The sequence below is a fragment of the Amycolatopsis sp. lyj-112 genome, assembly GCF_046549055.1.
In the GTDB taxonomy this organism is placed as follows: domain Bacteria; phylum Actinomycetota; class Actinomycetes; order Mycobacteriales; family Pseudonocardiaceae; genus Amycolatopsis.
Map to the genome: position 1 here is coordinate 108,837 of NZ_JAJPWS010000012.1, position 24,754 is coordinate 133,590.

Below are 24,754 nucleotides of genomic sequence, written 5' to 3' on the forward strand. Positions count from 1 at the left end.
AGGACCGGCACCCGAGGGATCTGCGAGGAATGGATGGAAGCCGCCAACGCGGCCGAGACACCGACGGCGTCCGACACGACGTTCGCCCGGCTTCCGGTGGCTCTGCTCGCCGCCGCCGCGGCGGCGGCCCTGCTGGCGACGGCCTGGCGGTACGGCTACTTCGGTGACGAGCTGTACTTCCTCTCCGCAGGCAAGCGGCTGGCCTGGGGATACGCCGATCAACCGCCGGTGCTGCCCGCGCTGGCGTGGGCGATGGACTCGCTCGCGCCGGGGAATCTCTTCGTCTTCCGGCTGCCGGCCGTCCTCGCGACGGCCGCCGGGGTGGTGTTCACCGGGCTCATCGCGTTCGAAATGGGCGGCGACCGCCGGGCGCAGACCCGCGCCGCCGCCGCGTACGCGATCTGCGGGCAGTTCATCGGCAGCGGGCACTACCTGGCCACGTCGACGATCGACCCGTCCTTGTGGACGCTCATCGCCTGGCTGCTCGTCCGGTGGATGCGGACGCGGGACGACAACCTGCTGCTGTGGCTGGGACTGGCCACCGCCGTCGCGCTGAACGTCAAGTTGCTGATCGCCGCGTTCTGGGTCGCCGCGGGGGTGGCGATCCTCGTCTTCGGTCCTCGCGATCTGGTGCGCAGGCCCAAACTCTGGATCGGCGCGGGAATCGCCGCGCTCTCGCTGGTGCCCACCCTGTGGTGGCAGGCCGCGAACGGCTGGCCACAGCTGGAGATGGGCGACGTCATCGCGCACGAGGCCACCGGCGGCTGGAGCGGCCGCGCCGGTTTCCTGCCCGCCCTGCTGACCGGCGCCGGGATCGGCATCGGCGTCGTCGCCATCCTTTATGGACTCTGGGTACTGCTGTTCTCCCCGCGGCTGCGGGAGTACCGGTTCCTCGGCTGGGCGGCGGTCGGCGTGATCGGCCTGTTCATCCTGTCCAACGGCCGTTACTACTACGCGGCCGGGATGTTCGGCGTTCTCTGGGCGGGCGCGTTCGTCCACTTCGGACAGATCAAGCCGTCGCCGTGGTTCCGCTGGATCCCGACCTGGCCGATCTTCCTGCTTTCCGCGCTGTACAGCCTCCCGTACGCCTTGCCGGTGTGGCCCGCCGCCTGGATCGCCGAGGGCCGGGAAGTGCCGCGACCGGCCTATGCGCTGGAAGAGATCGGCTGGCCGGACCTCGCCCGCTCGGTCGCCGACGTCTACCGCGGCCTCCCGCCGGAACAGCGGGCACGCACCACGCTCGTCACGGCCGGGTACTGGCAGGCGGGCGCCCTCGACCGCTACGGACCCGACTTCGGGCTTCCCGCCGCCTACAGCCCCAGCCGGGGTTTCTGGTACTTCGGCCGCCCACCTGAAACGGCGGACACCGTGCTGTTCGTCGGGCCCGATCCGACCCGGCTGACGCACTCGTTCACCGAGGCCCGGATCGTTTCCCACGTCGACAACGCGCTCGGCGTCCGCAACGTGAGCCGGGGGATGCCGATCTGGCTGGTCACCGGCCGGACGGAATCGTGGGCGGAGGCCTGGCCCGGGCTGCGGGAATTCAAGGTGTGACCAGCTGGGGCCCCGGGTGTCGTCCGGCTAGGGCGTCCAGCCGGTCGACTCGGCCCACGTGTTGGCCCGGACGAAGGCGGCGTCGACCCAGACCTGCTTCTCGTCCGTGTACTTCTCGACGGTTCCGTCTTCAGCGTGCTTCGCGGCCATGGCGTTCTTGACGTCCGCGTAAGCGTCGCGCTCGTCGGGGTTCTGCCGCAGCCACTCCGGGAACAGCAGCGCGAGCCGCCAGGCGGGGGTTTCCCGCGACCGGACGTGCAGATTGACCGGGCGGCGCGGGTCTCCGCCGAAGTGGAAACGCTTCTCCCAGGTGCCTTCCTCGCCGTGCGCGTCGTCGAACCAGTCGCCTTCCGCTCGCGCGAACCCGGCGTCGGAAAGCGCTTCGGACAGCTCGTCGGCGACGTCCAAAGTGGACACTGTCAGCTGGAGGTCGAGGATGTTCTTGGCCGGGAGCCCGGGAACGGAGGTCGAGCCGATGTGGTCGGCCCGCACGGCGCGCTCCCCCGCGACCATCCGGATCCGCGCGAGTGCCCGCTCCGCCTGCGCCGGCCACGTCGGGTCGTACCGCGCGATCATCGGCGACATCGGCGCCCGCGGCTTGCGGAGCCGCACGTTCGCCTCGAACGGGGTCAGCCTGTCCGCCCACAGCGCGTCGACGTCGGCGAGCACGATGTCGGACGCGCCGCTGTTGTCGAGCCAGACGTCGGCCACCGCCCGGCGCTGATCGGTGGTCGCCTGCGCCTTGATCCTGGCGCGCGCGTCCGGCTCGGGCATCCCCCGCGCTTCGACCAGACGGCGGACCCGGACCTCTTCCGGCGCGTCGACCATCACCACGAGGTGGTACATCGGCGCGAGACCGCCTTCGACCAGCAGCGGGATGTCGTGCACGATGATCGCGTCCGACGCCGCTCCCGCCATCAGCTCCGCCGTGCGCGCGCCGACCCTCGGGTGGACGATCCCGTTCAGCCGTTTGCGGGACTCCTCGCCGGCGAAGGCCTTGGCGGCGAGCGCGGCGCGGTCGAGCGAGCCGTCCGGCGCGAGGATGTCTTCCCCGAACGCCTCGACGAGCTCGGCGAGCCCCGGCGTCCCGGGTTGGACGACTTCCCTGGCGATCTTGTCGGAGTCGATGAGAACGGCGCCGTGCTCGGAAAGCCGGTTCGCCACCGTCGATTTTCCGGCACCGATCCCGCCGGTAAGGCCCACACGCAGCATGACGATCAGCCTAGTGGCGTGACCTGGGCAGACCGCTCAGGGTCCTGGCGAGGGCATCACACTGGGTACATCAGACACAGAAGGATGCGGAATGCAAGATCATTGTGATGCGCTACTCGACCTTTATGGGTGACACGCCGGTCGGTTACGCGGCTTCAGGGGCTCGATTGCGTACCGTGCGCGGCGAAGGTAGCCCACACGGAGGAAAGATGGCAGACGGCAAGCACGTCGGAAGGCACCGGCTCGGAACGCCGGGGCTGGCGCACTGTGTCCTCCATCGTCCCGTGGCCGAAGCCCTCGCCGAATACCGGCGAACGTGGCTGAGCGCGCTCATGGTTCCCGCCAGGCACAGCTTCGCCGGACTCCGCCGCAAGGCCCGCGCCGCGGCACTCGAACGTATCTGGGTCCCGGCCGTCCGGCCCGTCACCACCTGAGCCCAGCCTCTCCCTGCCTGCAACTACCGCGACTAGTCCTCTGGTTGCGGTAGTTGCGCGCGCATGTACCGCAACCAGAGGACGAAACGCGGAAAAAGACAGCGGCCCCGATCCGTCATGGACCGGGGCCGCTGTCTGTCAGCTAGTGGCTGAGCGCTTGAATCACGCGCCGCCCGACAGCTTCTCGCGGAGAGCCGCGAGCTGCTCGTCGCTGGCCAGCGTGCCACCGCTCTTCGCCTCGGCCGGAGCAGAGGTGTAGCTCTGCTCGCCCGAGTCGCTGCTGCTACTGCTGCTGCTGGTGACACCGGTCGCGGCGTCGGCGGCTGCCTGGGCGTCGGCCTCGGCGGCCTTGACGACCTGCTTCATGTGAGCCTCGTAGCGGGTGTGAGCCTCGGCGTACTGACGCTCCCACTCCTCACGCTGCTTGTCGAAGCCGTCCTGCCACTCCTGCGTGTCCGGGTCGAAGCCCTCGGGGTAGATGTAGTTGCCCTCGGGGTCGTACTCGGCGGCCATGCCGTACTGAGTGGGGTCGAACTCGGTCTCCGTCGTGACGCCCTCGTTCGCCTGCTTCAGCGAAAGCGAGATGCGACGACGCTCGAGGTCGATGTCGATGACCTTGACCATCACGTCGCCGTTGACCTGGACGACCTGCTCCGGGATCTCCACGTGGCGCTCGGCCAGCTCGGAGATGTGCACCAGGCCCTCGATGCCCTCTTCGACGCGCACGAACGCACCGAACGGAACGAGCTTGGTGACCTTGCCCGGCACGATCTGGCCGATCGCGTGGGTGCGGGCGAACTGACGCCACGGGTCTTCCTGGGTCGCCTTCAGCGACAGCGAGACGCGCTCGCGGTCCATGTCGACGTCCAGAACCTCGACCGTGACCTCCTGGCCGACCTCGACGACCTCGGAGGGGTGGTCGATGTGCTTCCAGGACAGCTCGGAGACGTGCACCAGGCCGTCGACGCCACCCAGGTCCACGAAGGCACCGAAGTTGACGATGGACGACACGACGCCCTTGCGGACCTGGCCCTTGGCGAGCGCGTTGAGGAACTCGCTGCGCACCTCGGACTGGGTCTGCTCCAGGTACGCGCGGCGGGACAGGACCACGTTGTTGCGGTTCTTGTCCAGCTCGATGATCTTCGCCTCGAGCTCGCGGCCGACGTACGGCTGCAGGTCGCGCACACGGCGCATCTCGACCAGCGACGCGGGCAGGAAGCCGCGCAGGCCGATGTCCAGGATGAGGCCGCCCTTGACGACCTCGATGACGGTGCCCTTGACGGGCTCGTCCTTCTCCTTGAGCTCCTCGATCGTGCCCCAGGCGCGCTCGTACTGCGCGCGCTTCTTGGACAGGATCAGACGGCCTTCCTTGTCCTCCTTCTGGAGGACCAGGGCTTCGACCTCATCGCCGACGGTGACAACCTCAGCCGGGTCGACATCGTGCTTGATGGAGAGCTCACGCGAGGGGATGACACCCTCGGTCTTGTAGCCGATGTCGAGCAGGACCTCGTCGCGGTCGACCTTGACGATGGTGCCCTCAACGATGTCGCCATCGTTGAAGTACTTGATCGTCTTGTCGATAGCCGCAAGAAAGTCTTCCTCCGACCCGATGTCGTTGATGGCGACCTGAGGGGCCGCGTTCGGGGCGGTCGGGGCGGTGGCGGTGTCGATGGTCATTAGGCGGGTTGCTCCGGTGGATGGGAAGTAGTGGGTTTGCGGTTAGGGCACCATGGGCTCTTCCGACATGGGGCGACCACATATGCAAACGTCCACAGGGAACGACCGCGAGCATCACCGCATCCGGTGCGCGACCCCCTGACCCGGTCGCTGGGCGAACCGGGGGAAAGAGCAGCGCGAACCCACTGCGCTAACAGATATCCTACGCGGCCGCCTGTACACGGCACAATCAGGGGGGCCGCCACGATCACGCCGGGCGGACGAACGCTCTCGCAAAGCCCTGACCTGGGGAAAGGATACCGGTTTGAGCCAGCAGTCCCCGACGGAGCAGCAGGAAGCCGCCGAAAGGCACGCCCGCGCCGAGGAACACCTCGGTACGAGCGGGATCGCGTACCGGGCGGTCTCGGCCCCGGAGGCGACCGCCGCGAACCTGGCGTGGTGGGACGCCGACGCCGACGACTACCAGGCGACCCACGGCGGTTTCCTCGGCGACGCCGACTTCGTCTGGTGCCCCGAGGGGCTCCGCGAGGCCGATGTCGCACTTCTGGGTGAAGTCGCCGGCAAGCGGATCCTCGAGGTCGGCTGCGGGCAGGCGGCCTGCTCGCGGTGGCTCGCCGCGCAGGGCGCCGACGCGGTGGCGACCGATCTGTCGGCCGGGATGCTCCGGCACGCGCGGGAGGGGAACGAGCGGACCGGTGTCGCCGTCCCGCTCGTGCAGGCGACGGCGGAGTCGCTCCCGCTCGCCGACGCGAGTTTCGACGCGGCTTGTTCGGCCTTCGGCGCGATCCCGTTCGTGGCGTCGGTGGACGTCGTGTTCGCGGAGGTACACCGGGTACTCCGGCCGGGTGGCCGCTGGGTGTTCTCGGTGACTCACCCGATGAGGTGGATCTTCCCCGACGATCCCGGCCCCCAGGGCCTCACGGTCACCCAGCCGTATTTCGACCGCACGCCCTATGTAGAGGTGGACGACACCGGCGTCGCGACCTACGTCGAGTACCACCGCACCATCGGCGACTACGTCCGCGCACTCGCCGACGCCGGTTTCGCGCTGACCGACGTCATCGAGCCGGCCTGGCCGGAGGGCCACTCCCGCACCTGGGGCCAGTGGAGCCCGTTGCGCGGGAAGCTCTTCCCCGGTACGGCGATCTTCTGCACCCAGCGGGGATGATCTTGCCGGACGACGGGCTGCAGCGGGCGCGGTTCGCCGCGCTCGACCCGCTGCTTCCGTCGCCGGCGCCGCTCCCGGCCGGGGACCCCGTCGAGGCGGGCGGCGCCCTCGGGACGATCGCGCATATCCGGTTCGAGCCGGGGTCGTGGCAACGGCTCTGGAGCCCGGCGCATCTGCAGATCCTCTCCGCGGTCCTCGGCCGGGACGCCGCCGCGGGCATGGACGCGCTGCTCGCCGCCTGGCGCGAGCGGATCACGCTCGCCGACGCCGAACGGGATTCGGCGTGCACCGTCACCTGGCCCAGCCGCGACGTCGTGGTGGCACGGGCCCTGCTCGACCACGGATTCGTGCCGCAGCTGGCGATGGCCGTCCGCGTGCCGGCGCCGGGTGAGGCGCACGACGTCCCCGGGGTGACCGTCCGGGAATCGACCGGCGGGGACCTGGAGGAGATCGTCGATCTCCGGTTCGAAGAGCTCCTTTACGCCTCTTTCGTCGGCCACGGCGTCCTCCGGTCCGGCGCCCGGGCGCTGCTGACCGACGAGGTCCGCCGCGGGCTGCGGTTCGGCGGCCGGATCTGGATCGCCGAAGAGGAAGGCGTCACCGTGGGAATGGCGACCGGCGGAAGGCGTTCACCGGTCCCCGGCGACGCGCTCGCCGGGCGGCTGCCGCCGGGCGAATGGGGATTCGTCGGCACGCTGGCCGTCACCGTGGCCGCACGGGGGCGCGGGATCGGGCGCGCGCTGACCGCCGTCGCGCATGACGAACTCTTCGCACCGTCGCTGCGCGGTACGTTCGTCTCGTACAATCCGGCCAATCCGCTTTCCCCGGTGTTCTGGCACCGGCAGGGTTATCGTCCACTATGGACGACGTGGGCGGTCAGCCCCGCCATGGCCCTGCGGTAGCGGTGATCGGCGCGGGCGACCCTGGGGACGGGATGGAAATCGAGAAGACGTTGTTCGACGCGCACCGGACGCGGTTCGCGACGATCGACCGGCTGCTGCCCGAGACCGCCCCGCCGCCGGTCGTGGGCGAACGCGTGGACGCCGCGACGGCGTCGGGGGTCCAGGTCACCGGGGTGATCCAGCGCCGGTTGCACGGCCCGGACGACGTCCCGCTGCTCTGGTCGGCGGCCGACGTGCGTCAGCTGTTCCCGTTCATCGGGAGCACCGGCACCGAGGGCATGGACGTGCTGCTGCGCGCGTGGCGGACGTGGATGGACGCCGAATCGCCCGGTGAGGATTCGTCCTGTGTGGTCAATTGGCCGAGCCGGGACGCCGAGGCGATCCGCGCCTTCCTCGACCACGGGCTGGTGCCGATGTCCGCGCTCGCCGTGCGCACCGGCGGTCCGAAGCAGGACCGGTCCGACGACGGCGCGACCGTCCGCCGCGCGGGCCCGGACGACTTCGAAGACGTGCTCGCGATGGCCGTTTCGACGCACGATTACATCGGCCAAGTCGCCACCCGGCAGCGTCCGAACGCCGCCGAGCTGCTCGCCCCGGCGCTGGAGCGCGCGCTGGACAAGGACGCCCCGCTGCTGTGGCTGGCCGAGCGCGACGGCGAGATCGCCGCGTTCGCGCACGCGGCCTGGATCGCCTCGACGCCGGGTTCGGAAGAGGCCGAACTGCTCCCCCACGGCCGCTGGGGGTACGTCAACAACGTCGTCACCGTGCCCGGCCTGCGCGGGGGCGGGCTCGGCCGGACGTTGATGTCCGTGGTGCACAAGGAGTTCGACCGCGAGGGCGCGGACGGCACCTACCTCTACTACAACCCGACCAATCCGCTCTCCTCGGTGTTCTGGCACCGGCAGGGCTATCGTCCACTGTGGACGTCCTGGGAGGTTCACCCGGCCTCGGCGTTGCGTTAGTCGTCCGGTTTGCGGTGCTTTCGTCACTCATGGGTGTGACATGGGCCCCGCGAGGTTGCCCCTCTCCCAGGTCGGGGCTAACTTTTGTACTGACCAGTCAGTTTAAAAGTTTCACAGACGACCTGGGAGTTTCCTCGTGCGGGTTCAAGCCGACAGGGTGTCCGTCACCGGACCCCACGGCACGTTGCTTTCGCCTACCTCACTCACCGTCTCCGGCGGTGAGCTGGCGATCGTGCACGGCGAACCCGGAGTCGGCGTCACCGCCTTCGGGCTGGCACTGGCCGGACGGCTGAAGCCCGCCACCGGGACGGTGACCGTCGAAGGCGGCGATCCGCGCCAGGTCGTGGCCGTCGTCGACGCCCCCGGCGTGAGCGAACCGGACGGCGCGCTGCCGCTTCAGCTCGTCGTCGGTGAGGAACTCGAACTGGCGAAACGCCCGGCCGGCAAAGCCGCCGTCGCGAGCTGGCTGGCCGAGCACGACGTCGCCGCCTTCGCCACCACCCGGTTCGAGAACATCGAGCCGATCACCCGCACCCGGCTGCTCACCGCGCTCGCCGCGAGCCGCAAGGGGGTCGAGGTGCTCGTTCTCGACACCCCGGACCGGCACACCAGCGATGTCGACGGCTGGACCCGGATCGCCCGCGAACACGCCGAGCGCGGCCTCGCCGTCATCGTGCTGACCGCGACCACGCCGGTCTCGGCCCTGCCGGAGAAGCCCGCCCTCTGCGGCGCCCTCGAACAGCCCGATCCCGTGCGCTGCGCGCCGGTCGAGCCACCCGCCGGACCGGACGACGCCGAAGAGACTGAAGAGACAGAAAAGACCACAGGAGACCAGGAATGAACCCCGTCCGGATCGCCGCCAACGAGCTGCGCCGGCTGAGCAGCGGCGCCCTGCCGAAGCTCGCCATGGTCGCGCTCGTCCTGGTGCCGCTGCTGTACGCGTCCTTCTATCTTTATGCGAACTTCGACCCTTACTCGCGCCTGGACAAGCTCCCCGCCGCGGTGTTCACCGCCGACGCCGGCACGAAGGACGACGCCGGCGCCGAGCGCAACGTCGGCCGCGAGGTGACCGACGAACTGGTCAAGTCCGGCACCTTCCAGTGGCACGAGGTCTCCCCCGAGGAGGCCGCCAAGGGCGTCCGTGACGACACCTACTCGTTCGCCATCGGCATCCCGCGCGACTTCTCCGCGGCGCTGCTCTCGTCGGGCAACTTCCAGCCACAGCAGGCGACGATCACGCTGACCACCAACGACGCCAACAACTATCTGTCCGGCACCATCGCGAAACAGGTGGCCGAACAGGTCCGCAAGACGATCGCGGAGAAGGTCGGCAGCGAGGCGGCGGACAAGTTCCTGGTCGGTTTCTCCACGATCTACGGCAAGATCCAGGAGGCCTCGACGGGCGCGTCCCAGCTCGCCGACGGCGCGGGCAAGCTCAAGTCGGGACAGCAGCAGCTCGCCGACGGCGCCTCCCAGCTCGCGTCCGGCAGCTCCCAGCTGGCGACCGGTCTCGGCACCCTGAAATCCAGTACCGCCCAGCTGCCGGCCCAGACCCGGAAACTCGCCGACGGCGCAGGTCAGGTCGCCGACGGGAACCAGAAGGTGGCGGACGCGGCTTCGCTCGCGGCGACGGCGTCCGGCGACATCCAGGGCAAGCTCGACACCTACCGCACCCAGCTCGCGCAGGACCTGCGCGACGCCGGCGTCCCCGAGACACAGGTGCAGGAGATCCTGAGCCGCCTCGACGGGCTCCGGTCGCCGGTGGACCAGGCGAACACGAAGATCCAGACCGCGAACGGCCAGCTCACCCAGCTCGCCTCCGGCGCGCGTCAGGTGTCCGACGGAGCGCATCAGCTCGCCTCCGCGACACCGCAGCTCACCAGCGGGATCGCGCAGGCCGCCGACGCGTCGAACCAGATCCGGGACGGCGCCGCGAAACTGAACGAAGGCGAGCAGACCGCGGTCACCGGGACGAACCAGCTCGCCGACGGGTCGATCCAGCTGCGCGACGGGCTCGCCGCCGGGCTCAAGGAGATCCCGAACCCCGACGACCCCACCCGCGCGGCCACCGCCAACACCATCGCCGACCCGGTCGCGGTCAACTCCTCCGGCGTCGCCTCGGCCGGGACCTACGGCGCGGGCCTCGCCCCGTTCTTCATCTCCCTCGCCACCTGGATCGGCGCGTTCGTGCTGTTCCTGTTGCTGCGCCCGCTCTCCACCCGCGCGCTGACCGCCGGCGCGTCGCCGTTCAAGGTCGCGCTCGGCGGCTGGCTGTCCTCGGCCCTGCTCGGGATCGCGCAGGTGATCGTGCTGTTCGGCGCGGTGACCTGGCTGGTCGGCATCGACGTCGCGCATCCGCTGGGCGCGATCGGGTTCGCGATCCTGGTGTCACTCACCTTCACCGCGGTGGTGCACGCGCTCAACGCCTTCTTCGGCGCCGTCGGGAAGTTCCTCGGCCTAGTGCTGCTGGTGCTGCAACTGGTCAGCGCGGGCGGCACGTTCCCCTGGCAGACCATCCCGGACGCTCTGTACCCGCTGCACATCGTGCTCCCGATGGGCTACGCGATCGACGGGTTCCGGCACCTGCTCTACAGCGGCGCTTCGATGGAGATCCTCGGCGACATCGGCGTCCTGCTCGCCTATCTCGTCGGCGGGATCCTGGTCTCCACGCTGGCCGCGCGGAAACGGCGCACCTGGACGGTTTCGGCGCTGAAGCCCGAGCTGGCGTTGTGACCAGCCGGGGTGAGGCGACGAAGCAGAAGCTGTTCGAGGCGACCCTGCGGCTGTCGGCGAGCCGAGGTCTCGTCGGGCTGACGGTGGACGACATCGCGGCCGAGGCGGGGGTCGCCAAGGGCACCGTCTACTACAACTTCGGCAGCAAGGACGGCCTTGTCGACGCGTTGCTGAAGTACGGCGTCGGCGTGCTCGCGGACCGCCTGCGCGCGGCGACCGGTGACGGCGACCCGATGGACGTCATCGAGTCGCAAGTGGACGGTGCGCTCGAGTTCATCGCCGAATACCCCGGCTTTTCCCAGATCCTGGTGAGCGAGATGTGGCGCACGCCCGGTACCTGGCACGAGACGCTGACGTTGCTGCGCGAGGAGATCATCTCGATCGTGCGCGAACAGCTGCACCGACTGGACGCCGCCGGGCGCCTGCCCGACGGCGTCCAGATCCCGACGGCCGCAGCCGGGCTGTTCGGCACGATGCTCGTGGTCGCGCTGGACTGGCAGGTGTTCGGGCCGAAGCGGACGCGGGCCGACGTGCGGGAATCGGTGATGGTACTGATCCGGGGTCTGGGCCGCTAGACGTCCGGGTCCCGGGCCCACTTCAGTTTGACCTCGAAGTTCCCTTCCAGACCGGTCTTCGCGATCACCGCGCCCGCCTGCGCGGTCAGCTTCACGCCGAACTTGATCTCGACCTCGTCCGGTCCCCTGGACATCGACCGGAAGGTCTCCAGCGCCGACGCGGCGGCCTCCCGCACGTTCGCCAGCGCCGCCTCGAAGGAGCCCTTGGCGTCCTCGATCAGGTCGTCGCGCCGGGAGACCCGGGAGGTGCCGGGAACGGGGTCGATCTCCACGACCACCGAACCGCCGCCTTCGAGCGGGAACCGTGCCAGGTCGTTCACCGGGGACTCCTCATCGTGTCACTGTCCACAAGGGATTCTCAGCCACTCGCCCTGCTGGATGCTGTTCCGGACCGCTTCGAGTTGCTTCAGCAGGATTTCGAGCCGGTCCCGGTTGCTGAGGTATTCCAGGACGGCCCGGTGGAAGGCGCCGGTCATCGTGGCGGGCATCAGGTCGGAGGCGTCGAAGCACAGCGCCGGCGCCGACGTGAGCGTGTCCGCGACCTTCCGGCTCACCCGGTCCGTGTAGACGTCCAGGCCGACCTTCCGGTTGGCGGAGAACGCGCTCGCGGCCGGGATCGACGGCCAGATCCGCTGTGCCTTCTCCGACGCCAGGTACGCGATCAGCTTCCGCGCCTGCGGGGTGTCCCGGAACATCCCGGCGAGGTCGGCGGAAACCTCGGAGACGTCGCGACCGGGAAAGGCGAGGAAGTCGAAATCGGCTTCGGGCTTCGGTGACGTGCCGTCGGCCAGCTTCAGCTTCTGGTAGCGGCTCATGATGAACGACGCCTGATGTTCGAGCACGCAGCCTGGCGGGTCGGAGAACAGCGGCTTGCCCGCGTCGGCGAAGTCGGTCAGCAGCGCGGCGGCGGTGCCACCCCGGATTCCGGCGGGCTCGATCACCGCACCCCAGTCCACCCACGCCTGCCGGACCTCCGGCGAGGTCCACTCCAGACCGCCGGACGCCCATTGCTGATACTTCTCCGGCCCCGCCGAATGCAGCAGGATGTCCTCGATCCAGTCGGTGCCCGGCCAGCCCGACGTCGGCGGCGCGCCCATTCCCAGGCACCACGGCGTACCGCCCGCCGCCGTCAAGCCGTCGGCGAACGCGACGAGCCCCGCCCACGACGCCGGCCGGGGACCAGTCAGCCTCGCCGGGTCGTACCAGATGACGCTCTTGAGGTCGGCCTTCACCGCGACGGCGTAAAGGGTGTCCGTGCCGATCTTCTGCAGGGTGACCCAGCGCGGCCCGAACGAGTCGGCGACCGCCGCCGCGAGGTCCGGGTCGAGCGGCAGCAGGTCACCCGTCCGCTGGTATTTCGCCAGCACTCCGGCGTTGGGCAGCACGGCCACGTCCGGTGCCGTGCCGCGCTGGACGTCGGAGGCGAGCACCTGATCGACCGCCCGGGTGCCCTGGTAGTCGTAGTCGATCCCGGTGTCGGCCTTGAACGCCTCCAGCACCTGTTCGAACGCCGTCGCCTCGTCGCCGGTCCACGACGCGAGCACGGTCACCGCCCCGTCGTCCGCCGACGCCGAGCAGCCGCCCGCGCACAGGGACAGCACGATCATCAGTGCCAGCAACCTTTTCACGGGCGGTACCGGTATTCGTCGATCCTCGCGTACAGCCCGAGCAGGACCAGCCCGCCCGCCAGCACGACGCCGGCCGGGATCAGGACTTCCCGCCCGCCGGATTCGGCCGCGCCGGAGGCGTCCGCGGCCACGGCCTTGGCTCCTGCGGTGACCACGCGGGTGTTGTCCGTCGCCACCGTGGTGGCCTGCCCGGCCTCGGCCCGGAATCGGTCGACGGTCACGCCGCATCCCTGCTCCTCGTGGCAGAACTCGGTCAGCAGTTCGGCGAGCCGTCGCTTCCCCTTGTCGTCGTCCGCCTGGATCTGCGCGTTCCTGGCCTCGGTGACGCCGTCGAGCCGCTCGCCGACCGAGTCCAGCCGGTCGCGGCTGACGAGCGTGAACACCAGCGCCACGCCGATCGCGGCGACCAGCACGGTCGCCGCGAGCAGCGGGACGTTCGCCACGCGGCGGAAACGCTTCCTCAAGTACAGCTGGGTGACCACGAGCAGAACCAGCAGGGCCAGCACCGGCAGGAGCCACAGCGGCAGCATCGGAAGGCTCACGCCGGTCGAGGACAGCTGTGCGTCGAGCGCGTCACGTTGCTTGCCCTGCAACGACTTCAGCTCGTCGAGCACCCCGCCGGGCGCGTGCAGCAGCTGCGAGGCATGCCAGAGGTCCGCCGCGCCCAGCACCGGGGAGTCCAGCTGACGGAAGTGGACGTCGGCCTGCCCGATGGACCCGGAATAGGCCGCGACCTGACTCTCCACCACCTGCAAAGCGTTGCCGCCGGGTTCGCCGGCCTGGTTGAACTCCGCGACCCGCGCGAGGCTCTGGCTCGCCAGCGCCAGCTGGTTCGTGTACTCCTGGCCCGGCCCGGCGAGTCTCGCCTCGCCGGAAGCGAAACTGGAGACCGCGGCGGCGTCGGCGGCCACCAGCGCGCCCCGCGCGGCGCTCACTTCGAGCACCGCCTGCGAGGTCCGGTCGCGGACGGTCTCGGCGGTGTTCTGGACACTGTGGAACGCCCACAGCGAAACCACGAGGACCGCCAGGGTGAGCACCAACAGACCCGCGCGGAGCCGCACCAGCGTCACCCGTGTCGCGGTTCCTCTCACGATGCCGCCCCGCCCAGTGGCCTGCCGCAGCCGACGCAGAAGTTCGCCCCGGCCGGAGACAGCGCGGGGCACTCGCCGCAGCCGAGCGGCGGCGCGTCCGGCTGAGGAGCGGGGTCGGGCATCAGCACATCTTCCTGCCCGGGAGCGATCTCCGAAACCCTCGAAGGGATCACCACGTGCAGGGCCCGGCTGCGCGTCGCGTCCGTGCGCAGCCGCACGACGCCCTTCTCGGCATCGACGACCTCGACGACCGCCGCGAGCCGTCCGAGGATCTCCTCCTCGCCCGCCGCGGTGGCCAGCGCGACCGCGCGGCCCCATTCCCGTTCGGCGCCGGCCTGATCACCGGCCGCGTAGGCGTCGCCTCCGGCGGTCAGCGCCTCGCCGAGATCGGCCAGGGCGGCGTACTTCGAGATCATCGGGTGGATCAGCGTCGGCGGGACCGGATCGTGCGTCCACCGGCCCGCGACGGCGAGGGCGTCGTCCTCGATCGTGGCACCGGGAACGGGGACGAGTTCCGTCCAGGCCAGCTGCCTGTCCTGTCCGTGGCTCGGTTCGAGATCCGGGTCGAGATCGAGGATCAGCTGGTAGTCCCGGGTCTCGTCGCCCGAAAACGAGCCGAGGGAGAGCTCCAGTTCGCGGACGGCGACCTCATGGCATCGATCGGTGAGGTCGTACTCGTCCGGGAACACCTGCTTGATCGAGCGCAGCCGGCTGAACGGCATGGTGCCGATCCGCAGCCGGACCTCGGGCAGCACCTTCGTCATCGCGCTTTCGACGAGCTGCCGGAAGTCCTCGGCGAGCAGGTCGTCCTCGACGACGGAGTCGACGTTCCCGCGCAGCACCCGGCCGATCTGGGTGAGTTCGGCGGGCTCCCAGCCGTCGCCGATCCCCCTGGCATCGCAGACGAACCGGCCCTCGCAGCTGTTCAGCACGCCCATCAGGTCGGCCCTGGTCTGCGAATCATTGCGGCCGTCGGTGAGGAGGATCGCGTGGCGGACGGCGTCGGGCACGAGGTCGAACAGGTCGCGCGCCTTGGCGAGCCAGGTGCCCATCGCGGTACCGCCGACGGCGGCGAGGTGCTCGACAGCGGCCCGTGCCTCCGCCCGGGTGTCCTTCGACGCGGGCACCAGGCCGTCCTCGGCCGGGTAGATCATCTTCGCTCGGTCCGTGCCGTGGATGACCGCGAACCGCACCCCGTCGGGAAGGACGTCGATCGCGGCCGCGGCGGCTCGCCGCGCTTCGCCGATCTTGGTGCTGGGGAACCGCATGGAACTGGAGCAGTCGATCATCAGGACCTCGGCGGCCGCTCGGGCGACACCCGTCCCGCCGCGCGAGACGACCCGGACGATCGCGGTCATCGCCCGGTCCCCCTCGGCCAGGAACTTGTTCTGGTGCACTTCGAGACCCAGGCCCAGACTCGGTTCCGCGCTCATCGTTCCCCTTTCACACCAGCGTCACCGGTCTGACCGCATTGGCGAGATCGATCAGGACGTCGTGCAGTTCGGCCGTGGGCGCGCGCTGGGCGAGCCGCCGGTACGACCGGTCGAGCACCGACCGCGCGCCCGTTTCGGTCGCCCGCAGGATCTCGCCGTCGGTGATCCCGTCCTGTCCGGTGAGGACACCCGCCAAACCCGTCTCGCGTACGGCGGCCACCAGCCGTTCGCGGGCGTCGTCTTCGAGGTCCAAAGCGGACAGCCGGACCACGGCGTCGTCGAGTTCGGCCGGCACCGGGAGATCGCCGGTCCCCGGCATCGGCGCGGACAGCACCCGCACTCCGGCGATGCGCGCCGCCTCGTCGTAGCGCGAGAACTCCGGGACCTGGTCCAGGATCTCGACCGCGGCCGCGCGGTTCCCTCGCAGCAGCCGCACCCGCGCGAGCCCGAACGCCGCGCTCACCTGAGACCGGTCCCGCGCCCACAGGGCGTCGTAGTACCGCTCGGCGGCGGCCGCGCCGTTGAGGTGCTCCTCGCAGAGGCCGAGCGCGAGTTTCGGGGGCTCCTCGCCGGGGATGTCGCGATACGTCGCGTCGAACCTTTCCTTGGCCGCGGCGAAATCGCCCGCGCCCAGCGCCAGCAGACCGTGGTGCCACGCCACCCGCCAGTCGCCGACGGCTCGCTCGCCGAGCAGCCGTTCGGCCTCCGCCACCGCCAGCGCGGCCTCGACGGTCGAGCCGAGTTCGAGATGCGCCCGGCACCGGCGGAACTCGACCTCGACCGAACTCCGCGCCCGGTCGAGTTTCTTCAGCAGCCGTCCCGCGTCGGGCGCGCGGACGGTCCGTAGGAAGGTCAGTTGCGAGTCGTCCGGATCCTCGCGGGGCACCGGAAGCCCCAGCGCGATCTCCACCGCGGACGGCCGCCGGTCGAGCGCGGCGGAGTCGCCCGCCGTCCAGTGTTCCAACGGCGGCGCCTGACCGAGGCCCGCGTCGAGCAGCACCGCGGGTTCGGTGAACAGCGTCGACAGAGCCGGACGGGATTGCCTGTCCCGTAAGGAAAGGATCTCGTTGAGCACGCCGTCCAGCTGGACCAGCATCTCGTGCGCGGTCGCGAAGCGCTGCTCGAAAGGGGCCGTCGCGCGGTCGAGGACACGGATGAACGATTCGATACCGAACCGGACACCGCGGGCGTCGGGGGTGACCGACCAGCCGTCGCTGGCCTGGAAGAGCTCCCGCAAGGTCATGCCGACGGTGTGGATGTCGGAACGGACGGTGAGCCCTCGTTTCGCCCGCTCGCGCGGGCTCACCTGGTAGTGCTCGGTGCCGACGGCCGGGCTTTCGCCGTCGGTGATCTTGCGGATGGCGCCGAAGTCGATGACCTTGATCCGCTTCTCCCCGTGGATCACGTTGTCCGGCTTCATGTCGCAGTACAGCAGGCCTTCGCCGTGCAGGTAGTCGAGCGCCGTCAGGATCTCGCGCCCGTACGCCACGACGTGTTCGACAAGCAGCCGTCCCTCGCTGGAGTCCAGCCCGGCCCGGCCGCGGTTCTTGATCTCCCGCAAGGAAAGGCCGTCGACGAATTCCATCACGATGTAGCGGAAGTCGTCGTGCTCCACCACGTTGAGGATCCGGACGATGTTCGCGTGCTCCAGCGCGGTGAGCACCTGGCTCTCGGTCTCCGCGATCCGCACGGCGGCGGTGTTGTTCGTGTTGATCAGGCCCTTGAGCGCCACGTGCAGGCCGCCGAGACCGGAATCCGTTGCCAGATAGACGAAACCGAGTCCGCCGCGCGCGACGCAGCCGAGCACGTGATAGCGGCCGTCGACGACGTCACCACTGCCGAGCTTGGGAGAGAACGAGAACGGCGTCCCACAGACCGGGCAGAATCCTTCGGTGGGCGCGGGTCCGCCGTCGACCGAGCGGCCCACCGGGGTATTCGTGCAGCCGTGCTTGCCGCAGAACCGTTCCCCCTCCGGGACGTGCGGATCGGCCAGCAGGCGGCCGGCGACGTCCGGGAGTTCGACGATCGGCAGCGGGACCCGGTCGTCGGCGGTGGCGTGGCCCGCCATCTGCTGGGAGCGGGTGGCCACCGTGCTCGCGATCCTGGTCGGTGCCTCGCCGGGGCCGGGGATCACCAGGGTCGGCACCTGCGCGGGCGCCGCCGTCACCTCCTCGGCCGTTCCCGGCGGCAGGCCGCAGATCTTGCAGAAGCCGGTCTTGCCGAGCACACCCGGGCAGTCTCCCCGTTCGCAAGGCGTCATCCATCGATCCGTTTCCGTACGGTGTTCGCGTACTCCTCGACGGCGTCCGCCGCGGCCGCGAGGTCACACGGTCCTTCGAAGAGCATCCGCCACGCGGGAGCGTAGGCGGCATCGAGTTCGACGTCTTCGACGAAGCCGCTGTTACGGGCCATCTCCCCGTAGGCGTCCAGCCGGGCACGCAGTTCCGCTCGCCGGGCGAGGTTCTCGTCGAGGAAACGGCGGAGATCGCGGGCGCGTTCCGAGGCTCGGGTGGCGGCCTGTTCGCAAGCGGGCAGATGCCGTTTCACCCAGTCGAGTTCGCCGTCCTGTTCAGCCGCGCGCAGCTGGGTCAACGCCCCCTTCAGCCGCCGTGCCCTGGCGTGGACCTCCGGGGTGTCGGCGAAGCGGGGCGCATCGGTCCGGTTGGCCTTCTCCACCGGGGTGAGTTCGGACAGCCGGGTCTCCAGCAGGGCGAGGCGGCCCTCGACGTCGTCCTCGTCGACGTCCCCGTCGGCCAGGGCGCCGGTAGTCGACCGGACCACGCCCACCCCCGGCGAAGTCTCCTCGTGGAAGGCGAGGGCGAGCCGCAGCCCGAGTTCGTGCGCCCGCTGGGCCAGCGGCACGAGCACCTCGCCGACGAGCTCGTCCGGTTCGGCCGACTCGTCGATCCCGGAGACGACCACCGTCCGGCCCGCGCCGTGGTGGCCGGCGGGCGAGTCCGCGGCGACGTCGAGCCGCTCGGAGATCCGGCGGCGCACCTCCTCGGCCGTTTTGCGCGCCGCATCGACGGCTAGGACGACACTGCCCACCGGCGGCACGGTGGGCCCGGTCGCGCTCCGCCCGGCTCCGTGTTCCCGGTCGCCGAGGACGACGGCGCGGCGCAACGAGGCCGAGACGGCGGAATCGTCGCCGCCGGTGATGATCACCCAGACGTCCGACCGGCCCTGCCCGCCGAGCCAGCGGGCGAACTCGCGCGCGAACAGTACGTCGATGACCGGCGGTTCGGGCTGCCGCGCGAAACTGGGGTCGATCGCCGGGCTGCCCTCGGCCCAGCGGCGCAGTTCCGGCAGGTACCCGAGCATGGTCTCGACCGGGATCATCCACGAGACGCGTGCCGCCTCGGTCGCGTAGCGGGTCGCGACCATGCCGACGACGTGCCCGGTCTCGTCCGCGATCACGGCGGAACCGCTGAACCCGTGCGTGATCGGCTCGGCGTCGGAAGTCCTGTGCAGCTGGACGCGCTCGAGCCCGTGCCCGCCGTCGCCGACGACGGTCGCGAACGACCACATGCCGTCCGAACCCCTCGGGAAGCCGTACGCACGCACCCGTTGACCGTCATCGAGCGGGGTCCGGTGCAGCGGAACGCCTTCGAGCCGCACCTCCGCATGGCGCAACCGGAGCAAGGCGATGTCACCACCGTCGTCGCCGAGGGGCGGGGCGTCGGCGACGACCGTGGCGAATCCGGGCTCGGCATCGGGAAGCGCCACGAAATCCACCGTTACGGCGTCGTGGCCTTCGATCACGTGCGCGCAGGTGAGGAGATGTTCGCCGTCGAGCATCGTGCCGGCGCCCAGGATCCGGCCATGGTGATCGCGCAGCCGCACCCGCCAGCGTCTGCGCTCGGAAGTCACCCGGAAGACCCTACTTCTCGTGAGTGGTAATGACGGTTCTAGCCGTCATTACCACTCACGAGGCCTAATGCGCGGCGTCGTTCCAGGACCGTCCGTACCCCACGGACACCTCCAGCGGCACCGCGAGTTCGTAGGCCGAGCCCATTCCCTGGCGCACCAAGGCTTCCAGCTGCTCACGCTCGCCCTCGGCGACCTCGAGGACGAGTTCGTCGTGGACCTGCAGCAGCACGCGGCTCTTCAGCTTCGCCTCGGTCAGCGCGCGGTGCACGTTGAGCATGGCGACCTTGATGATGTCGGCGGCGCTGCCCTGGATGGGGGCGTTGAGCGCCATCCGCTCGGCCATTTCGCGGCGCTGGCGGTTGTCGCTGTTGAGGTCCGGCAGGTAGCGGCGGCGGCCGAAGATCGTTTCGGTGTAACCGACCTTGGCCGCGTCGCCCACGACGGAGTGAAGATAGTCGCGCACGCCGCCGAAGCGGGAGAAGTACGCCTCCATCTGTTCCTTGGCGTCTTCGGTCGAAATCCGCAGCTGCTGCGAAAGCCCGTACGCCGAAAGTCCGTACGCCAGGCCGTACGACATCGCCTTGACCCGGAACCGCAGTTCCGGCGTGATCTCCTCCGGCGGCAGCGAGAACGCGCGCGACGCCACGAACGTGTGCAGATCCTCGCCGCTGTTGAAGGCCTGGATCAGCCCCTCGTCCTGCGACAGATGCGCCATGATCCGCATTTCGATCTGGCTGTAGTCCGCCGTCATCAGCTCGGTGTACCCGTCACCGACGATGAAGGCGTCGCGGATGCGGCGGCCCTCTTCGGTCCGGATCGGGATGTTCTGCAGGTTCGGGTCGACCGAGGAGAGCCGTCCGGTCGCGGCGATCGTCTGCAGCAGCGTGGTGTGGATGCGGCCGTCGTCGGCGATCGCCTTGATCAGGCCCTCGACGGTGGTGCGCAGCCGGGTCGCGTCCCGGTGCTCCAGCAGATGCTGCAGGAACGGGTGCTCGGTCTTCTCGAACAGGCTCTGCAACGCCTCGGCGTCGGTGGTGTAGCCGGTCTTGGTGCGCTTGGTCTTCGGCATGCCGAGCTCGTCGAACAGGATGACCTGCAGCTGCTTCGGCGAACCGAGGTTGACCTGCTTGCCGATGACCGCGTACGCCTCGTCGGCGGCCTGGGTGACCCGGCTCAGGTAGTGCGCCTCCAGGCTGGTCAGCTGCTCGATGTCGACCGCGACACCGGCCGCTTCGAGCTCGGTGATCACCTGCAGCAGCGGGAGTTCCAGTTCGGCGAGCAGCTGGGCGCCGCCGAGTGCTTCGAGCTCCTTGGTCAGCGCGCCGGCCAGTTCGGCCACCGCGCGGGCCTTGACCAGCTCGGCCTGGATCTCCTTCAGCTCCAGGTCCTCGGCGCCGCCGCCGTCGAGCAGGGAAAGCTGCCCGTCGCCGGTGTCGGCCTCCGACCGCAGCTCACGGTGCAGGTACCGCAGGGCGAGGTCGTCGAGCTCGAAGGTGCGCTGGCCCGGCCGGACCAGGTACGCGGCGAGCGCGGTGTCCATGACCAGCCCGGCGAACACCCAGCCGCGCGCGGTGAGGGCGTGCAGCGGGACCTTGAGCTCGTGGCCGATCTTCCGGATCTTGTCGTCGGCGAGCCACGCGGTGAGCGCCTTGTCGTCCGCGACGTCCATCTCGGTGACGTCGACGTACGCGCCTTCGCCGTCCGCCGCCGCGAAGCTGATGGCCCTCAGGTCGGAGCGGACCGAGGAACCGGTGGTGCGGAACGCGAGCCCGACCGGCTCGGCTTGGCCGGTGTGCGCCGACAGCCAGGCGGCGAGCGCGCCCGGGTCGAGCTTCGCACCGCTGACCTCGAAGCCTTCCTCGGCCTCCGGCTCGGCGCTTTGCAGAGTGGCGAAGAGACGGTCACGCAGGACGCGGAACTCGAGTTCGTCGAACAGCGCGTGCACGGCCTCGCGGTCCCACGGGCGCAGTTCGAGACTGGACGGGCCGAGTTCCAGCTCGACGTCGCGGATCAGCTCGGTGAGCTGACGGTTCAGCATCACCGCGCCGAGGTGTTCGCGCAGCGCGTCGCCGACCTTGCCCTTGACCTCGTCGACCCGGTCGATCAGCTCGTTGAAGGACCCGAACTGCTTGATCCACTTCGCGGCCGTCTTCTCGCCGACGCCGGGGATGCTGGGCAGGTTGTCCGAGGGGTCGCCACGCAGCGCGGCGAAGTCCGGGTACTGCGCCGGGGTGAGGCCGTACTTCTCCTCGACCGCCTCCGGGGTGAACCGGGTCATCTCCGACACGCCGCGCTTCGGGTACAGCACGGTGACCTGGTCGGTCACCAGCTGGAGCGCGTCACGGTCGCCCGTACAGATGAGGACGTCGAAACCTTCGGCGGTCGCCTGTGTCGTGAGCGTGGCGATGATGTCGTCGGCTTCGTAGTTCTCTTTGGTCAGCGCCGGGATGCCGAGCACCTTCAGGACGTCCTCGACCAGCCCGACCTGGCCTTTGAACTCGTCCGGTGTGGCACTGCGGTTGGCCTTGTACTCCTTGAACGTCTCGGAGCGGAACGTCTTGCGCGAGAGGTCGAACGCCACCGCGAGGTGGCTCGGTGCCTCGTCGCGCAGCAGGTTGATGAGCATCGAGGTGAACCCGAACACCGCGTTCGTCGTCTGCCCGGTCTTCGTCTTGAAGTTCTCCGCGGGCAGCGCGAAGAACGCGCGATACGCCATCGAATGACCGTCGATCAGCAGCAGCTTGGGCCGCTCGGCCTGTGCGGTGGCGGGTGTGGCGTTGGCAACGGTCGTGTTCTCACTCGGGCTCACGGGAGCGAGTCTAGGGTGAGGGTCTGACAGTCCTACCTGTCGTGTCGTTTAAGGAGCTCTGCGTGACCGAACAAGCCCTCGAATCCTTCGCCGGGGTCGACCCTGCCTTCGCAGGCCAGCAGCTCAACGACAAACTCGGGCTCGAGATCAGCGAATTCGGTCCCGAACGCGTCGTCGGGAGCATCCCGGTCGAGGGCAATCTCCAGCCCTACGGTCTCCTCCACGGCGGCGCGAACGCCGTCGTCGCCGAGGCACTCGGCTCGATGGTCGCCGCGCTCAACGTCGGCACCGACAAGGCCACGATGGGCCTCGAACTCTCGTGCACCCACCACCGGGCGGTCCGCACCGGCCGGGTGACCGGTGTCGCGACGCCCCTGCACGTCGGGCGGGGCACCGTCACCGCGGAGATCGTGCTGACCGACGACCAGGGACGGCGTTCGTGCACCGCCCGGCTGACCTGCGTCGTGCGGGAGCGTCCGCCGGGCGCCTGAGCAGGCTCGGCAGGAGGGCGGTCGCGTGGATCTCGACACGGCTCAGGTCAGGGCGTTCGTCGCGACGGCCGACCACGGTCATTTCGGTCGCGCGGCGGAATCCCTGTTCCTCAGCCAGCAGGCGCTGTCGAAGCGGATCCGGAAGCTCGAAGACGCACTCTCGGTCCAGCTCTTCCGCCGCACCAACCGGTCCGTCGAGCTGACCTCCGACGGCGGACGCTTCCTTCCTCACGCGCGCGAGCTGATCCGGGCCGCGGACGCCGCCGTCGCCGCGATGGGCCTGCAGGACCGCCCGCCCCGCCTCGACATCATCGATCCGCGCCTCTCGCCTATGTACATGTTGCGGCGGATCGCGCAGCGTGACCCGGCGCTGGCCGTCGAGCGCATCGCCGGACGCGGGCTGGCCAACGCGCTGGACCCGCTGGTCCGCGGCGAGATCGACCTCGCGTTCGGCCGCGTCGCGGACCTCGGCCGCGAAGTGCCTCCCGAACTCGAACACCGGCTCGTCCGGCTCGAGCCGCTGGTCGCCCTTCTCGCCCCAGAGCATCCGCTGGCGAAGAACGAGGTCCTGCACCTGTCCGATCTGAAAGACGACGGAATCTGGATCCCGCAATTGGGCGGCCCGGTCGAATGGCTTTCTTATTTGCAACGCCTATGCAAAGAATTCGACGTCCCGATCGACGAATCCGGCGTCAGCTACGACCTTCGGCACACTCTGGAACAGACCAGATACGGAAAGCAGCGCGTCACCCTCGCCGGCGCGGATATGGACCTCGCCGCCGACCTCAACCTGCGCGTCCTGCCTTTCGAACCCTCACCGTTGTTCCCCTGGTCGGTGGTGTGGCGGCGCGGCGAGGGCCCGGCCCTGCGGCGCCTGCTGGCGCTCGCGGGCCGGACCAGCCACGAAGAGGGTTGGTGCGCCTACGATCCCGGGCGGTCCTGGCTGCCCGACGAAGACCTCAGACCCCTAGGTGCCGGGCGAACCACCGCGTGAGTTCGGCGTCGACCAGCTTGGCGTGTTCGGTCTGCGGCGCGGGTTCGAGCCCCGGCGCCTCGGCGAACTCGTGCGCCATCCCCGGGATGGTGACGAGTTCGGATCGCCGCTCCCCCAGCGCCTTGTGCAGCGCGGCGGCGGGTTCGGTGATCGAGACGTCGTCCTCCTCGCCGATGACGAGCAGCACCGGCGCGGTCAGTTCGTCCGCCCGCCGCACGTAGTCGTACTCGTTCGCCACCGCCCGGGACCGGTCCGACCAGTGGTAGGTCATGTCGTAGACCCGCTCGTTCGCGGCGATGACCGGTGCCAGCTGGGTCACCGGGTTCACCAGCGCGGCCGCCGCCACCGGGATCTCCGTGTGGGTCAGCATCTGCAGGGCGACACCGCCGCCCTGCGAGCCGCCGACCAGGCCGACCGGACCGTCCTCAATGGACAGCTGAGAGCGCAGCTCGGCCACCGCCGCCGGGAACTCGGCCTCGACCTGCTTGGTCATGGGCTCGACGACGTTGAGCACGTTGTCCTCGGCGGCGAGCCCGAAGAACGCTTCGAATCCACCCTCAGGGAATCTTTTCCCGGTCAGCGGCAACCCGAGGTGCACCCGCCAGGCGTTCAGGCCCCGCATCGGCAGCGCCGCGGCCATCGCCGCCTCGCTGAAGGGCGCGCCCAGCAGGTGCCAGGTGAGCACCAGCGGTGCCGGGCGGTCTTTTTCCGACGGCGGCAGCGCCACGAACGGCACTCCCGCGGCCACGCCTTCGATCGCTTCGCTCAGTTCGACGTTCATCGTCGTTCTCTCCCAGCTTCTCGGTGTTTCCGGCTCTGGGAACAGCTAACCGCGAGGTCGGGGCGGTGATCCAACAGCCGTTCGGACCTCGGTGACAACCATCGGTTGTCACCACCGGGAAGAAGGCGGGGCACGGTTGACGCCTTTTGGGGCAGCATTGTTACGGCGAACGGCCGCCCTCGAAGGTGGTGAATAAGCGGAAGACCCGCCACCGAAACATGATCATTACCCACAAGCATGATCGCCGTGGTAGCGGTGAATCCCCAGCGTGACCAGCGAAGACTCGCCAAGCGGCAACATTCGCCTTTTCGTGCAATTCGTTCTGGTTTCGACCGTCACGATGTGGACACAGAGTGATGGGCGCCTGTGCAGATGACAGCGGAGGGGGATATCTTCCTGCCCTAACCTAGCCCCTGTGTCGGGGGCAACGCCTACCGGCG

General features: G+C 69.7%; 20 protein-coding genes. 10 read left to right on the forward strand and 10 right to left on the reverse strand.

What is annotated here, in order from left to right; translation table 11 throughout:
- Nucleotides 1-33 precede the first annotated feature (33 nt).
- Nucleotides 34-1,554: an ArnT family glycosyltransferase gene (locus ACLJRL_RS31695; protein ID WP_410660000.1), complete on the forward strand. Its 1,521-nt coding sequence runs from the start codon at nt 34-36 to the stop codon at nt 1,552-1,554.
- Between the two features lie 27 nt (nt 1,555-1,581).
- Here the strand turns inward: ACLJRL_RS31695 and coaE are convergent, their stop codons facing one another.
- Nucleotides 1,582-2,766, reverse strand: coding sequence for a dephospho-CoA kinase (coaE, locus tag ACLJRL_RS31700; RefSeq protein WP_410660001.1), 1,185 nt, complete (start codon nt 2,764-2,766; stop codon nt 1,582-1,584).
- Nucleotides 2,767-2,975: 209 nt separating this feature from the next.
- Here coaE and ACLJRL_RS31705 point away from each other — a divergent pair, with 209 nt between their 5' ends.
- Nucleotides 2,976-3,200: a hypothetical protein gene (locus tag ACLJRL_RS31705; RefSeq protein ID WP_410660002.1), complete on the forward strand. Its 225-nt coding sequence runs from the start codon at nt 2,976-2,978 to the stop codon at nt 3,198-3,200.
- A 162-nt stretch (nt 3,201-3,362) separates the two neighbouring features.
- Here the strand turns inward: ACLJRL_RS31705 and rpsA are convergent, their stop codons facing one another.
- Entirely contained in the window at nt 3,363-4,877 is a 1,515-nt protein-coding gene (gene rpsA, locus ACLJRL_RS31710; protein WP_410660003.1) for a 30S ribosomal protein S1, read from the reverse strand.
- 304 nt (nt 4,878-5,181) lie between these two features.
- Here rpsA and ACLJRL_RS31715 point away from each other — a divergent pair, with 304 nt between their 5' ends.
- The 6 genes from ACLJRL_RS31715 to ACLJRL_RS31740 all read left to right on the forward strand — a co-directional run bounded on the left by ACLJRL_RS31715 (nt 5,182) and on the right by ACLJRL_RS31740 (nt 11,217).
- The gene (locus tag ACLJRL_RS31715) at nt 5,182-6,045 is read left to right on the forward strand and encodes a class I SAM-dependent methyltransferase (protein ID WP_410660004.1); all 864 of its coding nucleotides are present in this window, start codon (nt 5,182-5,184) and stop codon (nt 6,043-6,045) included.
- Nucleotides 6,042-6,947 carry a GNAT family N-acetyltransferase gene (locus tag ACLJRL_RS31720; RefSeq protein ID WP_410660005.1) on the forward strand — a complete coding sequence of 302 codons (906 nt, stop codon included), beginning with the start codon at nt 6,042-6,044 and terminating at the stop codon, nt 6,945-6,947. The genes ACLJRL_RS31715 and ACLJRL_RS31720 overlap by 4 nt, the downstream gene beginning before the upstream one ends.
- 32 nt (nt 6,948-6,979) lie before the next feature.
- Nucleotides 6,980-7,909: a GNAT family N-acetyltransferase gene (locus tag ACLJRL_RS31725; protein WP_410660129.1), complete on the forward strand. Its 930-nt coding sequence runs from the start codon at nt 6,980-6,982 to the stop codon at nt 7,907-7,909.
- A 136-nt stretch (nt 7,910-8,045) separates the two neighbouring features.
- Complete coding sequence (locus tag ACLJRL_RS31730) at nt 8,046-8,750, forward strand: ABC transporter ATP-binding protein (protein ID WP_410660006.1); 705 nt, start codon at nt 8,046-8,048, stop codon at nt 8,748-8,750.
- Entirely contained in the window at nt 8,747-10,642 is a 1,896-nt protein-coding gene (locus ACLJRL_RS31735) for a YhgE/Pip family protein (protein WP_410660007.1), read from the forward strand. The genes ACLJRL_RS31730 and ACLJRL_RS31735 overlap by 4 nt, the downstream gene beginning before the upstream one ends.
- The gene (locus ACLJRL_RS31740; protein WP_410660008.1) at nt 10,639-11,217 is read left to right on the forward strand and encodes a TetR/AcrR family transcriptional regulator; all 579 of its coding nucleotides are present in this window, start codon (nt 10,639-10,641) and stop codon (nt 11,215-11,217) included. The genes ACLJRL_RS31735 and ACLJRL_RS31740 overlap by 4 nt, the downstream gene beginning before the upstream one ends.
- Here ACLJRL_RS31740 and ACLJRL_RS31745 read toward each other — a convergent pair.
- From ACLJRL_RS31745 to polA, 7 genes are all read right to left on the reverse strand, one after another.
- Nucleotides 11,214-11,537 (reverse strand): CU044_2847 family protein, encoded by a 324-nt coding sequence (locus ACLJRL_RS31745; protein ID WP_410660009.1) that lies wholly within the window; start codon nt 11,535-11,537, stop codon nt 11,214-11,216. The genes ACLJRL_RS31740 and ACLJRL_RS31745 overlap by 4 nt on opposite strands.
- Nucleotides 11,538-11,555: 18 nt before the next feature.
- Complete coding sequence (locus tag ACLJRL_RS31750; RefSeq protein WP_410660010.1) at nt 11,556-12,845, reverse strand: ABC transporter substrate-binding protein; 1,290 nt, start codon at nt 12,843-12,845, stop codon at nt 11,556-11,558.
- On the reverse strand, nt 12,842-13,936 hold the full coding sequence (locus tag ACLJRL_RS31755; protein WP_410660011.1) for a hypothetical protein: 1,095 nt from the start codon (nt 13,934-13,936) through the stop codon (nt 12,842-12,844). The genes ACLJRL_RS31750 and ACLJRL_RS31755 overlap by 4 nt, the downstream gene beginning before the upstream one ends.
- Nucleotides 13,933-15,369, reverse strand: coding sequence for a VWA domain-containing protein (locus ACLJRL_RS31760; protein ID WP_410660012.1), 1,437 nt, complete (start codon nt 15,367-15,369; stop codon nt 13,933-13,935). The genes ACLJRL_RS31755 and ACLJRL_RS31760 overlap by 4 nt, the downstream gene beginning before the upstream one ends.
- 10 nt (nt 15,370-15,379) lie before the next feature.
- Nucleotides 15,380-17,629, reverse strand: a complete 2,250-nt coding sequence (locus tag ACLJRL_RS31765; protein WP_410660013.1) for a tetratricopeptide repeat protein — start codon at nt 17,627-17,629, stop codon at nt 15,380-15,382.
- Entirely contained in the window at nt 17,626-19,239 is a 1,614-nt protein-coding gene (locus tag ACLJRL_RS31770) for a serine protease (RefSeq protein ID WP_410660014.1), read from the reverse strand. Before ACLJRL_RS31770 ends, ACLJRL_RS31765 begins: the two co-directional genes overlap by 4 nt.
- A 64-nt stretch (nt 19,240-19,303) precedes the next feature.
- Nucleotides 19,304-22,048 (reverse strand): DNA polymerase I, encoded by a 2,745-nt coding sequence (gene polA, locus ACLJRL_RS31775; RefSeq protein ID WP_410660015.1) that lies wholly within the window; start codon nt 22,046-22,048, stop codon nt 19,304-19,306.
- A gap of 62 nt (nt 22,049-22,110) precedes the next feature.
- Between polA and ACLJRL_RS31780 the strand changes: the two genes are divergently transcribed.
- Both ACLJRL_RS31780 and ACLJRL_RS31785 read left to right on the forward strand, forming a co-directional pair.
- On the forward strand, nt 22,111-22,539 hold the full coding sequence (locus ACLJRL_RS31780; RefSeq protein ID WP_410660016.1) for a hotdog fold thioesterase: 429 nt from the start codon (nt 22,111-22,113) through the stop codon (nt 22,537-22,539).
- 25 nt (nt 22,540-22,564) lie between these two features.
- Nucleotides 22,565-23,533 carry a LysR family transcriptional regulator gene (locus ACLJRL_RS31785; protein WP_410660017.1) on the forward strand — a complete coding sequence of 323 codons (969 nt, stop codon included), beginning with the start codon at nt 22,565-22,567 and terminating at the stop codon, nt 23,531-23,533.
- On the opposite strand, the gene ACLJRL_RS31790 is transcribed toward ACLJRL_RS31785, so the two are convergent.
- Nucleotides 23,499-24,314, reverse strand: a complete 816-nt coding sequence (locus ACLJRL_RS31790; protein WP_410660018.1) for an alpha/beta hydrolase family protein — start codon at nt 24,312-24,314, stop codon at nt 23,499-23,501. The two genes, ACLJRL_RS31785 and ACLJRL_RS31790, sit on opposite strands and share 35 nt — an antisense overlap.
- Between the last annotated feature and the right edge of the window lie 440 nt (nt 24,315-24,754).